Genomic DNA, 11,988 nt, shown 5'->3' with positions numbered 1-11,988 from the left:
TCAAAGGGATAGCAGATACTTGGCGTCGCTGCGGTGGGCCGCACTCGGCGCGGAAATGAGGAAGGCATCACGCCCGAGCCCACCCTGACCCGCCCTGCCAAGGCAGACGGCATCGACATCGTCCTTGTGGAGCAGCGGCACGACTTCGTATTCGTAGTTATGGCCAAGCGTCGCGACGATCCAACGACGTAACGAGATGGCGGCTTCACCATCGGTGAGAAACGCGAGGTAGCGCTCACGTCGGAGTGGACCAACGTGGAGGCGCAGCCGCAGGTGCCGCTGCCAGCTGCGTTCGCCAAGCAGCGTATCGACCCCCAGCGCCACGTTGGCGGTTCCGAGGCGGGCATGCAGGCCTCCGGGGAGTTCGTACCAGGCGCCGACGAAATCTTCGACACGGATCGGCTCACCGAGGCATGCCGTCAGGAGCTTACTCAGGTAAGGTCCGGACATGGGCTTGTGCCTCAAGGCGGCGCACACACTCGCGATGTCTTCGTCCGAGATCCCGTCCTGCGAAGGCCTCACCCCGGATCCCTGACTCTCCAGGCCGTAGCCGGCGAGGGAGCGCATAACCTGGCCCAGTGCGCTTCCACCGGCTTCTTCATGTCCCAGAACCGGGTGCTGATATCGCCATGCGGCGTAGAAGCGCCGCATAGGCCGATCGCTCAGGATGTCGAGGAACGCGCGCGCGGCGCCGTGGCGCCGCCGCGGTTCCCGTGCGGTGACTTCCTCCGTAAAACTCAGGGGTAAGCCACCAAACGTTCCCGTGAGGCTCATGAATGCCACGGTGACCTCGACCTCGACGCATGGGTCGGCGAACGCTGCAAGCGCCTCATCCAGATCATGGATCGCGCTGCCATCTTTCAACACGCGAATCGACTCGATATCGCCGACCGCGTATCCCAGCGACACGCTATTGCGGAACCTGATTCGGCTCATCGCATCGATGTGGCCAGCCTGGCCCAGCGCATGCTGGAGAATGCGCACGGCTTGCTGGAACTCGAAGGGCTGTGGTCCGGCGAGGAGCCGCCGCCTCAGATCAACGGACCGCTTCCGGCACGCAACGCGCATCGGTGAACCTCCTTGCGGGTATGCGAGGACGTGATGACCAGCTGGACAAAGCTGTTCACCTGCGCGTAGAGCGAAAAGAAGGTGTCGAGAACGCGGACAAGCCCATGGAGCCCGATGCCCACGAGCTGCGTCTCATCGACCGACAGCTTGATCTCGGTTCCACGTGCGAGCGTGGGCGGAAAGGACCCGGGAAGCCAGCACGTAACGGGAGTTTGACGTACAGCGACGAGTGCTCGGGTGACCTGTCCGCACCAGGACGACTCCGGGGGCATATAGAGTCCAAGCAGTTCCTTGAGCACGTCACCGGATGGCTCGAGCAGTGATGTGTGCGTCATGGCGAGTTGGGACACCAGACGCCAGGTCTCATGCTTACCGACCGCAAACCTGGATACCGCCGATGGCCGTGTCACGAGGCGACCGGATACGGAGGATGCTTTGTCCGACGCGTAGATATCCGCGGGCGGGGTGCCGCACACGATATGGCACGGCCGGTCGCCATCGCTGCACAGAAGCGCGATGCTCATGCCAAGGCCCCCGTCGATGGACTTGAACGCACGGTCGACTATCATGATTTGTTCCGCTCCGGTCGCTTCGTTCTCACCGGCCGATATCCAGAACAAACCGTCGCTGTCGATCCCATCGCGCCGGATGGCGAAGAAATGCGGAATATCGAATGGCTCTGTAGCGTCCGGACGCGTGCCGGCGACGGACTCGACGGCCACAAAGCCGCCCGTCGGACCGAGCGCAAGGCGGGGATCGATATCGATCGTCGAACGGACGTGGGCTTCGATCGAGACGCCCATCGAACCGGAAAAAGCGTTCACCACCGGTGCGCATCGGGTAAGCAGGTTCCGTGCGCTCAATGACTGGAGCGTCCTGCCATCGCCGATTGCGGCCGAATCGAGCAGAACAATGGCACGCCCGTCGCCCGGAGCATCCCCTTGCCCTCCCGGGAGCTGGAGATCGAAAAAGCCGAACTTGTCGGGAAAGGCAAAGAACTCCCTGAGCAAGCGAAAGCCTGGGTGCGTCGAGGCGGGGTCGCTGAGCACGCAGCTGTCGTCATCGAGGCCGACAGCCTGGATCGAGCCACCGGCCACGACGAACCGCGGATCCGACGGATCCGGAACCATGACATGCCGCACGGCCAGCCCGAGTGCGTCACGTACGCATGCCGCCACAGAGGCATCGCCTTCAACAAAGAGGCGGAAACCATCCCGTGATGACCCACGCCAGGTGAGCGAGATGTGGGGTCCCACATATGTCTCATCCGATCGGGTTCGAAACACACCAGCGGGATGGAACGTCGCCGAGAGTATGTCCGGCGCGCTCGTGTCCACGCCATATACGGAGGTAAACCGGTGCCGCGTCGTTCCACCCGGAGGTCCTGCGTAGACGAGAGACCTTTCACGCGCGTACCCACCCAAGGCGCCTTGCGCAAATTGGGCGATCGCACACGCTGGGAAGGGCCGTCTGTAATGAGGGTAGATGGCGTCCAGAAGCTTGGCGGCGAAGCCCGCATAATCATCATCGAGCCGGCTGGCGACGCGCCCGGTAAGCAGGGCAACCGACTGGATCAGGCGTTCGATATGGGGATCGTCGCTACCCTCGTCAGACAGACGAAGCCCGGCTGCGACGCGCGGGTAGCGATCGGAGAATTCGCGGCCACGAACTTTCAACGCGGCCAGTTCGCCCTCGTAGTAAGGAAGCAGACTATCCATAGGGGTCACAGCGAAGGGGTGGCGGAAGGATTGACGGCAAATTGCAGGGTCGTCGACTGAAACCACGCCTCGAACCCGACGTCCTTCGCCAGGCCGACAAGCTCCAGACGCGCACGAATGGAAAATTGCAGAAGGGCGCTGGCTCTCGCGTCTTCGGGAAGCACTACCTGAACGTCCTTCAAGCGTCTATCGAAGGTCTCGATCGTCGTCTTGACCGAGTCGACGAGAGCCTGACGGTGCTTGCCGTTTGAAAGGCTCAACGCGGAGAAGTCCGGCAGTCCCAGCATCGCAACGGACGAGTCGACGAGGCTCACTGGCGCAACCAACTTCGGCTCGCCGTCCGAAATGATTTTCCTACGTACATTGCGGGTGTTCAGCAGCTGCTCGATGTCACGAGCGACAGACGCGATGTATTTCGCCTCGCTCGTCTGGCCCGGGGGAATCGATGGATCGAAGTCTTCATCGTCGAGCAGCCGGTCGAGCAGGCTCGCGGTAACGGTTCTTACGTGCATGGTGCTCCCGATGAGGCGAACGGAAGCCCGTTCGCCTCGTGTACCGTCAGACCGCGAAGGTCTTGTCGTTCTTCGTCAGGCTCCAGGCGCCCTGTGTCACACCGCCCTGGCCACCGTCGATGTTCTGCTTCTGGTACTTCCACTGGACGGCGGCGTACTTCAGCGACAGCGTCTCGGTCGGGAGTGCCGTGCCATCGATCTTCGGAACGACGCGCGCGATCAGGACGTTCTTCAGCTGGATTTCGAGGTACTTCACGCGCTTGCCGTCACCGGCATCGCGGAAGAACTCGATCTGCGCCGTCTGGAACGTCGTGCCGCCGGACACCGCTTGGTAGAGCAGCGGGCTGGACGAGTCCAGGTCTTTCACCAGCACCATGTCACCATGCTCGGTCCGCTCTGCGGTGTGGCCGCCAGAGGTCGAAGCCGATCCTGACTTCGGCTGGGAAATGGAGTGATTCCACGATGTAATCTCGATCCACTGGTCGTGATCCTTGTCGGCCGACTCGCCTTTAAGATCCGGGCTGGTGAGCTTGAGGTAGATGCTCTTCATGGGTGTTTACCTTTGGTTGGGGGAGGAAAGGCGCTGTCAACCGCCGGTGCCCGCAGGCAACTCGGTGACGAGACGCAGGGAAACGGAGAGTTCGTCCAGCTGGAAGTGCGGACGAAGGAAGGCGACGGCTCGATATACACCCGGCTTGCCTGCGACTTCGGACACTTGGACGGAAGCCTCGCGCAGGGGAAACTGGGCTTTCGCTTCGTGGGTTGCGTTGTCATCGAGGAGGACGTACTGCGTGATCCACTCGTTGAGAAACGTCTCGACACTCGAGGCGGACGCGAAGCTTCCCACCTTGTCCCGCATCATCGCCTTGAGGTAGTGGGCGATACGCGACACGGCGAGGATGTACTGAAGCTGCGTCGACAGAATCGCGTTGGCGTTCGCCGCGTCGGTGTTGTATCTGGCGGCCCTCTGGATCGACTGGGCCCCGAAGAACGCTGCGTAGTCTGTGTTCTTGCAGTGGACAAGCGAGATAAACCCCAGGTCACTAAGCTCTTTCTCACGACGATCCGTAATGGCGATCTCTGCCGGACACTTCAAGGCGAGCTCACCATCGCCCGTCTTGAATGTGTGCGTCGGCAGGTCTTCGACCAGGCCACCACCTTCGACACCACGGATAGCTGCGCACCAGCCATGCTCGGAGAACGCACTCACCAGGCGGGATGCGAATGCATAGGCTGCGTTGCACCAGAGGTATTTCTCATGGTCCGTCCCGTCCACTTCCTCGTGAAACGAAAAACCCTCGGTCGGGAGGCCGTCGATGGGGTCATACGGAAGACGACCGAGGTAGCGAGGCAGCGTTAACCCAACATATCTGGCGTCTTCCGAAGCACGCAGCGCGCGCCATTTCACATACTCGACGGTATCGAAGAGCTTCGCCAGGTCGCGAGGCTTGCTCAGATCAGCGTAGGACGACAGGCCGAACAGAGCGGGCGCCGCAGCCGACAGGAACGGGGCATGTGCTGCTGCCGCAACGTGCGACATCTGGTCGAGGAGATACATGTCCTCAGGCTGCCTTCCAAACTCGAAATCACCCACCAACGCCCCGAAAGGTGCGCCACCGAATGACCCAAACTCTTCTTCGTACACCTTCTTAAACAGCGTGCTCTGATCGAACTCGACCGCCGAGCGGAAATCCTTTGAAAGCTCCTGCGTCGTCGCATTGAGTAGTTTTACCTTCACCGCCGAGCTGGCCGAGGCATTCGAGCAGAGGTAGTGGAGTCCGCGCCAGCTGGACTCGAGTTTTTTGAAAGCCGGTGCGTGCATGACCGCGCTCAACTGCGTCGAGATCAGGCTATCGATCTCGGCAATACGCACGTCGATCGACCTGCCAAGGCTCTCCGAGACCACGATGGTCCCGTCCATGACCTCCCGCACCAACTCGCTGATGACGTCGGCGGCCCGGTCACGCTCCGCCGGCGTTTGCGCGATATGCGTACGGGCGATGATCTCCGCCAGCGCTTGCTCGTTCACCACCCCGGCGGCGGCTGCCTGCGACGCGTGGAAGGCCGGTGCGTTCATGCGTCATCCTCGCGGACCGGGTTGCCAGCGCCGCGCTCCCGGGTGGTGGCGAGAACATCGATCAGCATGTCTTCGAGGAGGTCGCTTCCGTTCATCTTGTTGCGCAGGTCCGCAAGGCGCTCTCGTGCTTCGATGAGGCGACGTAATGGCTCGACCTGACGCGCAACGGACTCCGGGCGGAAATCGTCGATACCATGGAACGCCAGACTCACCGGGAACGTGCCCCGGCCTTCCAATTCATTCGGGACAGTGAATGCGGCGGACGGTGCGAGACCCTCCATGACGTCATCGAAGTTGTCCACGTCGACATTCACGAATTGCCGATCGCGCAGCTTCGCCTTCGACGCGCTCTGCCCCGCGAAATCTCCGAGAACACCGACGACGAAGGGCAGTTCCTTCGCTTCGATTGCCTCGCCTCGCTCCACCTCGTAGGTAAGCTGGACACGAGGCGCCCTGACTTTTTCCAGCTTTTTCTGCGTACTGCGTTGCTTGGACATGACGTTACCGTTGAAGTGGTGGGCTCAGTTATCCGCGCGTAAAGCGGAGAACGGATCGCTCGAATCGGACAGGCCGCGGATCACCGCCGCGCCTCGTCTGGTATCCGCCGCCGCCGCACCCGGCGACTTGACCCCCTTGCGCTTTTTCTTAGGCGGCGTCAGCAAGTCCTGCCCCAATGTCTCCCGCAATTTCTGCGCGACCTTCGCTGCTTCGAGGTGCGCGGGACCTTTCGGGTCGGACTCGCGGTGGATCATGCCGAGAGCGTCGATGGCAACACGAAGACCGGACACGGTAAGAACGCTCTGCGCCGTCGAGTCCATGGGGTCGCGCTTGAGAACTTCCTGAGCTTCGGTGATCGCTGGGCCGTAGTCCTGCGCGTTGAAGTCCAGCTCGGCGAGGCGGCGCCATGGCTCTTTAGCCTGCGGATCCGCCTCGGCCGCCTTGCGAAAATTCGCCTTTGCCGACACCACGTTCTGTGCGCGAATACTGGCTTCAGCACTGGCCATCCACATGTCGTAAGGCGCGAGAGTGGACTTAGTGGGAGCCTGCTGACATGCGGACAAAGCGAGGATCACAGCCGGCATCGCAGCCAGCTTGGGAAAACGTTTCAAATGGAACTTCCTTTTACTCAGGGATAGGGAGCACTTCGCGGCGTGGCCAGCGATGGCGGACGCTTTATATAGATGTCCGCCTACATATGTTTGAGAATCCTCCTGACATGCCTCTTTTCGTATTGCGTTCGTTCATGAGACATCGTCACTCGATGTGTCATTGACAACCATTCGTCGTTGCCCGCGCGTGCGTGTGCGTCGCCGCCCGCGGCATCACGTCGCGTTTGACCGATACAAAGTTTCTCGTTGCTGCGCTACGATGCGCGCCCCACTGAATGGACGTCCGTTGTCTCACCAACATCGACGTACCACGAGAGAGTCACGTGACATCCCTATCGAAAGTTCTCTGGTCCGAGGGACTCTTCCTTCGACCGCAGCACCTGCAATGCCAGGATCGCCACCACGAGGAACGACTGCACGCGGTAGCGCGCTCCGTTCACCCGTTTCCGTGGGGTGTCCGGCGTGTCATGGCTGCCATCCTGGGCGCGGAGGCGGACGCTGTGTCGCTAACCAGCCTGGATGCGGTACTCCCCACCGGCGAGCACCTGCAATCACCGAGCCCCGATGACCTGCCCGCTCCGCTTTCCATGGACGAGCTGACGACAAAGGCCGACACCGTCATCGTGAGCGTCACCCTACCCCCTGTTCGCGCGGATGGCGGGAACTGTGCAATGGAAGGTGAAGCGCATCGCCGTTACGCCGCCCGAAACGTTCCGGTGCCGGATTTGTTCGGCTCGGCGGCCAGCGCAACCATTCACTTCGCCACGTACGCACCGAGGCTCGTTTTCGACGACGACCCGAGCGACAACTCGAGTAAGCTGGCGTTGCTCAGGCTTCGACGCGGCGCCACCGGCAAGTTCGAGATCGACGACGCGTTTATCGCGCCGTCGATCGCGGTGGGGTCGTCGGCGCCGCTCGTCGGCCGGCTTTCGCGGTTGCTAGGGATGCTTCAGGCGAAAGCTTCGGCGCTTATGGACGAGCACGCCGAGCCTCTTCGCGATACCGTCGCGTTCAGGGCCGGCGACCATGCATCGTTCTGGCTACTCCATACGGTGAGTAGTGCGGCCGCAGCGCTCGGTCACATCAAGTCGGTTCCGGGTGTTTCGCCCGAAGCGCTCCATTGTGAACTTCTGCGACTCGCTGGCGGCCTCATGGCCTTCTCGCGTAGCAAGACGCTCGCCGATCTGCCGGACTACGTCCATGCATCACCTCACGAAGGATTTCGAACGTTGTTCGACCTGGTTACCGACCTCATCGACACGGTGATTCCGACACGCTTTATCCCCATCACGCTCGAGAAGCTCGGAAACGCCTACCTCGGCGGACGCATCGACGCGGAAAAGATCGACGCGTCGGCTACGCTATACCTTGGCGTATCCACGGGGGCCGCCGGGCAGGATATCGCGACGACGGTGCCGGCCCGCTTCAAGATCGGCGCACCTGATGACGTCGAGAAGGCGGTCACCTCGGCGATACCCTGCGTCCGTGCAAAGCACGTTACAGCGCCACCGTCCGCCATTCCGGTCAAGCCCGGCTACACCTATTTCGTGCTCGACGCCCGTGGCGCGCCCTACGAGCGGATGTTAAAGGGCGGCTCGATCCGGATATTCACGCCTTCCGGCACGGATGACCTCAAGCTCGAAATGTTCGCGGTGACGTCATGAGTCGCCATTCGCAATCCATTCCCCACTCGACTCCCGTGCTGGTCAGTCCTCCCGAGATCGCTGGGTTTTCGCTGATCGACGAATATTCGGGAGGGTTCCAGCTGTTGCATATGCTCCACAACGGTTACACCCCGACCAACCGCAAAAGACTCGTTACCGAAGTCGGCACGCTGGTCGCTACTACCAGGAAGCGCGGCCTGGCGGCGGGGCTCGACCCGCAGTCGGTCGAAGATGCCGGGTATGCGTTCGTCGCAGCGATCGACGAGGCCGTGCTTGCCTCGGCCTGCACGTTCCGCGCGGAGTGGGAGTCCGAGCCGCTGCAGTTGACACTCTTCGGCGACCATCTCGCCGGCGAGCACTTCTTCGAGCGACTGGAGCACCTTCGTGAACGTGGCAACGGCCAGTTGCCCGTGATTGAGGTCTTCCACCGATGCCTGACGCTTGGATTTCGCGGTCGATACCATCTTGAAGGCGACGACAAGCTGCGCTATCTGATGGCCCGCCTCGCGGAAGAAATCACTCGGGGGCGCCAGGACGCGGGCCCCCTCGCCCCTCATTGGGCGAGGCCGGACAGTGCTCAGTTCGAACTGCGCCGAATCGTCTCGCCTCTCCTCGTGGCCGCTCTGTTGGTGTTCGTCGGCGGCGCAGCCTGGGGAATGCTTCGCTTAACGCTCAATCGACAGGCACCAGCAGCGCTTGCCGGTCAGGAGGATCTCGTTCAGTTGCCGGCCCGTGTAGCCCACCTCTCGATCACGCTGCCATAGGCGGGACGAGCTTCCGCAGCTTGACCGCAATGACCAGGCCACCCACCACAAGCGAAGACACATACAACACCACGCCGTTCCAGCCACCGTACATCCAGGCCAGGCCGCCGATCGAGCCGGCGATGCTCGAACCCATGTAGTACGAAAACAGATAGAACGACGAGGCATGCGCGCGTGCGAACGTCGCGCGCTTGCCAACCCAGCCGCTTGCGATGGAGTGACCGCCGAAGAAACCAAAGGTCATCATCGCGATGCCCGCCACGATCGCCCACAGTGACGAGCTCGCGGTCAACGCCACACCGGCCAGCATGATCACGAAGGTCGTCCAGAGCACGCGCGGACGTCCGAGTCTGTCAGCGACCTTGCCCATCCACGCTGAACTCGCCACACCGACGACGTAAACCATGAACACGGCGCCGACATGCGATTGCGATAGCGAGAACGGCGCCGCCAGCAGGCGATACGCGACGTAGTTGTAGATGGTGACGAAAGCACCCATCAGCAGGAAACCTTCGGCGAACAGCCAGGGCAGTCCCTTGTCGCGCCATAGCGAACCGAATGAGGCAAGCAGCGCGCGTGGATGCGAGCGACGCTTTTCGAAATGCGCCGACGCAGGAAGACCGCGGGCAACGAGCACCGCGGCGATCAACCCCACGGCGCCGATGATCGCCACGGCGACACGCCATGAGGCGTGATCTGCCGCGAAGCCGGAGATCAACCGACCGCCCATGCCGCCGATGGCGTTACCGCCGATGTACAGGCCCATGGCGAAGCCCAGCGAATCGCCGTGGATCTCTTCGCTCACGTAGGTCATCGCCACGGCGGGCAAGCCCGCCAGCGTGATGCCCAGCAACGCCCTCAGCACGAGGAAGGTGCCCCAGGTCGGCGCCATCGCACTGAGCAACACGAGCAACGAGGAGCCGAGCAGCGAAGCCAGCATGATCGGCTTGCGACCGAAGACGTCCGAGATCGCGCCGGCAAACAGCATCGAAACGGCGAGCACGCCGGTGGTCAGCGAGAGCGAAAGACTGCTCGATGCCGCATCGAGCGAGAACGCGCGCGAAAACGCCGGCAGCAAGGGCTGCACGCAATACAGCAGGCCGAACGTCGCGAAGCCGGACGAAAACAGCGCCAGGTTGGTACGCCGGAATGCCGGCGTGCCATGACGAATGCGCCGATCCACGACAACCGCCGGCGCGGCGGACGATGTGCCGTCCAAGGGAACCTCCAGGGAATGAGCCATGCGACAAGGCTAAACCCTGAATTGAGTCGGATCGAGATACCTACGCCACCGGTTCGATAGCTTCAACGTATCAATTGAGCGCCGCTCTCACGCCCCGCCGATATTGATATGCAGCGTAAAAAGGATACACAGGAGGGTCAGGCAGCAGACCGAAATCGCCAGCCATAGTTGGCCGAACCGGGGCCGACGCTCAGTCCAGACAGCGAGGGCCAGGAAGACTCCTGGGGCCGCGCCGACGTATCGCGTCATCGAGATGAGGGTTCCCGTCGACAACGGCGCCAGCAGGGTGAGCGACGTAAACACGGCCAGCTCGCGCCAGCCTTTCCGCCAGCAGGTCACGACACTGCACAAGGCCAGCACGGTCGTGCCGAAATGAATCAGCACGGGATTCCACGGATAAGCGATCTTGAGCGGGCGGTTGATGACGTTCATCAGCGCCTGCCACGGAAGGTGGAACGAGCGGCCCCATGCCACCTGGATGTCCTTGAAGGCGAGAGGATTGCCGGTAATGGCCCATAGGTAGGCCATGAAGATCGCCAGGCCCACGCCTATCGGAAGGAGACTGGCTAGTTCCGCGGCCCGACGCTCCCCGCGCAGCCATCGACCGACGAGCATCGCAGGTGCGAGGAAGATGCCGTTTGCGCGCGCGGCGCCGGCAAACCCACCAATGATCGAGGCCAGCCAGGGACGTCGGGACAACGCTGCCAGGAACGAGGCCGTGACCAGCATCAGGAACAGCGCCTCGGTGTGCGGCAGCATCATGAAATACGCTGACGGCCAGAACGATGCGAAAAGGACGGTGTTGTCGGCGACCTGCTCGGAATCGGTCAGGCGCCTGGCCAGCTCCCATAGAAGGCAAAACGCGACCATGGCCATCACGTTGGCCATGATGACGCCCGACCAGAGCCACTCGCCCGTGAGGGCTGCCGCAGCTCGCCACAGAAGTGGGTGAAGGGGGAAGAACGCCCAGTTCGCTGCCTTCGAGGTGTCAAACGAGCGATGCTCGTAGCCTTTCGAAGCTATCTCGTAATAAAACGACGAGTCGTTGCCAATAGCCACCCCGGCGAAGCCGTCCGCCAGGGCGCCGGGGGATAGCCTCAAAGACATCGTGTCGCTGGCGCCCCAGTGCGCAGCCAGCCCGGATTGGAGCAGCGGAATGCCCGCGAACAGCAGAACAATCAGCATGCGCGAGACGAGGAACGGAGCAAGGGTGCGCCGGAAACCGAGCGGAAGCGACCGTATCAGGGCGCCCAACACCTCGCGCGTCGACGACACGAACGGCGCGCGAACGATGGCGTTCATAGCTTCCCTGCTTTCTACCGGCAATCCCGGAAGGGCAGAATGTTACGACATTCCCATGGCATCTTGCTGCCGCTTCAGCGCGAGGCAGTCCCCACGGCGCCGCCGTCCCACTGGATCGCCGACGCCAGTTCATCGTCGGTCAGGGCCAGTGCCCCCGAATCTGCCTCCGTCTTCAGCGACACCACATGCCCGTCGTGCCGCGACAGCTCGCGCGCTCCCGAACTTGCCATGGCATGGGCTCGCTCATCGTCCGAGGACAGCAACACCAGCAAGGTCTTCGACCCGGCAACGAAGCGTACCCCGCTGGTCGCACCCGACGTAGCCAACGCCTTCGAATCCAGCGGCACGGCCTTCACCTTGCCCGACCAGCGAGGTGGCGCAACGAATGTATAACCCGCCGCTTCGTCCCGCCACGCAAAGCGCTTCATCGGTTCCTGTGTCGGGGCAGCCTGGCCGTGCGTGCCCGGCCGCATCTGTGCCGAGGCCATCAGCGGGATGCCGAGCAGCAAGGCAAGCGTGATCGATTTCATG

At 62.3% G+C, this 11,988-nt stretch carries 12 protein-coding genes; 2 read left to right on the top strand and 10 right to left on the bottom strand.

Annotation, left to right across the window (positions count from 1 at the left end; translation table 11 throughout):
• From tssG to VM621_RS11455, 7 genes are read right to left on the bottom strand one after another with little or no spacing between them, the layout of a single operon-like run.
• Positions 1 to 1,068, bottom strand: coding sequence for a type VI secretion system baseplate subunit TssG (tssG, locus tag VM621_RS11485; RefSeq protein WP_325469081.1), 1,068 nt, complete (start codon positions 1,066 to 1,068; stop codon positions 1 to 3).
• Entirely contained in the window at positions 1,032 to 2,786 is a 1,755-nt protein-coding gene (gene tssF / locus VM621_RS11480; RefSeq protein WP_325469080.1) for a type VI secretion system baseplate subunit TssF, read from the bottom strand. Before tssF ends, tssG begins: the two co-directional genes overlap by 37 nt.
• Before the next feature lie 5 nt (positions 2,787 to 2,791).
• Entirely contained in the window at positions 2,792 to 3,298 is a 507-nt protein-coding gene (gene tssE / locus VM621_RS11475) for a type VI secretion system baseplate subunit TssE (protein ID WP_325469079.1), read from the bottom strand.
• A gap of 46 nt (positions 3,299 to 3,344) precedes the next feature.
• Positions 3,345 to 3,848, bottom strand: a complete 504-nt coding sequence (locus VM621_RS11470) for a type VI secretion system tube protein Hcp (RefSeq protein ID WP_325469078.1) — start codon at positions 3,846 to 3,848, stop codon at positions 3,345 to 3,347.
• Positions 3,849 to 3,884: 36 nt separating this feature from the next.
• A complete protein-coding gene (gene tssC, locus VM621_RS11465; RefSeq protein ID WP_325469077.1) occupies positions 3,885 to 5,375 on the bottom strand; it encodes a type VI secretion system contractile sheath large subunit in 1,491 nt (496 codons plus the stop codon).
• Positions 5,372 to 5,872: a type VI secretion system contractile sheath small subunit gene (tssB, locus tag VM621_RS11460; protein ID WP_325469076.1), complete on the bottom strand. Its 501-nt coding sequence runs from the start codon at positions 5,870 to 5,872 to the stop codon at positions 5,372 to 5,374. The genes tssC and tssB overlap by 4 nt, the downstream gene beginning before the upstream one ends.
• A 24-nt stretch (positions 5,873 to 5,896) precedes the next feature.
• A complete protein-coding gene (locus VM621_RS11455) occupies positions 5,897 to 6,484 on the bottom strand; it encodes a tetratricopeptide repeat protein (protein WP_325469075.1) in 588 nt (195 codons plus the stop codon).
• Between the two features lie 275 nt (positions 6,485 to 6,759).
• On the opposite strand from VM621_RS11455, the gene tssK reads away from it, so the two are divergent.
• Positions 6,760 to 8,148, top strand: coding sequence for a type VI secretion system baseplate subunit TssK (gene tssK, locus VM621_RS11450; protein WP_325469074.1), 1,389 nt, complete (start codon positions 6,760 to 6,762; stop codon positions 8,146 to 8,148).
• Positions 8,145 to 8,912, top strand: coding sequence for a DotU family type IV/VI secretion system protein (locus VM621_RS11445; RefSeq protein ID WP_325469073.1), 768 nt, complete (start codon positions 8,145 to 8,147; stop codon positions 8,910 to 8,912). The genes tssK and VM621_RS11445 overlap by 4 nt, the downstream gene beginning before the upstream one ends.
• On the opposite strand, the gene VM621_RS11440 is transcribed toward VM621_RS11445, so the two are convergent.
• From VM621_RS11440 to VM621_RS11430, 3 genes are all read right to left on the bottom strand, one after another.
• Positions 8,899 to 10,131: an MFS transporter gene (locus VM621_RS11440; protein ID WP_325469072.1), complete on the bottom strand. Its 1,233-nt coding sequence runs from the start codon at positions 10,129 to 10,131 to the stop codon at positions 8,899 to 8,901. The two genes, VM621_RS11445 and VM621_RS11440, sit on opposite strands and share 14 nt — an antisense overlap.
• A 111-nt stretch (positions 10,132 to 10,242) precedes the next feature.
• Positions 10,243 to 11,457: a glycosyltransferase family 39 protein gene (locus VM621_RS11435; protein ID WP_325469071.1), complete on the bottom strand. Its 1,215-nt coding sequence runs from the start codon at positions 11,455 to 11,457 to the stop codon at positions 10,243 to 10,245.
• A 74-nt stretch (positions 11,458 to 11,531) separates the two neighbouring features.
• On the bottom strand, positions 11,532 to 11,987 hold the full coding sequence (locus tag VM621_RS11430; protein ID WP_325469070.1) for a hypothetical protein: 456 nt from the start codon (positions 11,985 to 11,987) through the stop codon (positions 11,532 to 11,534).
• Between the last annotated feature and the right edge of the window lies 1 nt (position 11,988).

It is taken from the genome of Luteibacter sp., from assembly GCF_035539195.1.
Lineage (GTDB): Bacteria > Pseudomonadota > Gammaproteobacteria > Xanthomonadales > Rhodanobacteraceae > Luteibacter.
This window is presented reverse-complemented; position numbering and strand designations above follow the sequence as displayed.

Excerpts from the sequence above, each read along its gene's own strand:
- tssG (WP_325469081.1), bottom strand. The coding sequence starts at position 1,068 with ATGCGCGTTGCGTGCCGGAAGCGGTCCGTTGATCTGAGGCGGCGGCTC.
- tssF (WP_325469080.1), bottom strand. The coding sequence starts at position 2,786 with ATGGATAGTCTGCTTCCTTACTACGAGGGCGAACTGGCCGCGTTGAAA.
- tssE (WP_325469079.1), bottom strand. The coding sequence starts at position 3,298 with ATGCACGTAAGAACCGTTACCGCGAGCCTGCTCGACCGGCTGCTCGAC.
- VM621_RS11470 (WP_325469078.1), bottom strand. The coding sequence starts at position 3,848 with ATGAAGAGCATCTACCTCAAGCTCACCAGCCCGGATCTTAAAGGCGAG.
- tssC (WP_325469077.1), bottom strand. The coding sequence starts at position 5,375 with ATGAACGCACCGGCCTTCCACGCGTCGCAGGCAGCCGCCGCCGGGGTG.
- tssB (WP_325469076.1), bottom strand. The coding sequence starts at position 5,872 with ATGTCCAAGCAACGCAGTACGCAGAAAAAGCTGGAAAAAGTCAGGGCG.
- tssK (WP_325469074.1), top strand. The coding sequence starts at position 6,760 with ATGGACGTCCGTTGTCTCACCAACATCGACGTACCACGAGAGAGTCAC.
- VM621_RS11445 (WP_325469073.1), top strand. The coding sequence starts at position 8,145 with ATGAGTCGCCATTCGCAATCCATTCCCCACTCGACTCCCGTGCTGGTC.
- VM621_RS11435 (WP_325469071.1), bottom strand. The coding sequence starts at position 11,457 with ATGAACGCCATCGTTCGCGCGCCGTTCGTGTCGTCGACGCGCGAGGTG.
- VM621_RS11430 (WP_325469070.1), bottom strand. The coding sequence starts at position 11,987 with ATGAAATCGATCACGCTTGCCTTGCTGCTCGGCATCCCGCTGATGGCC.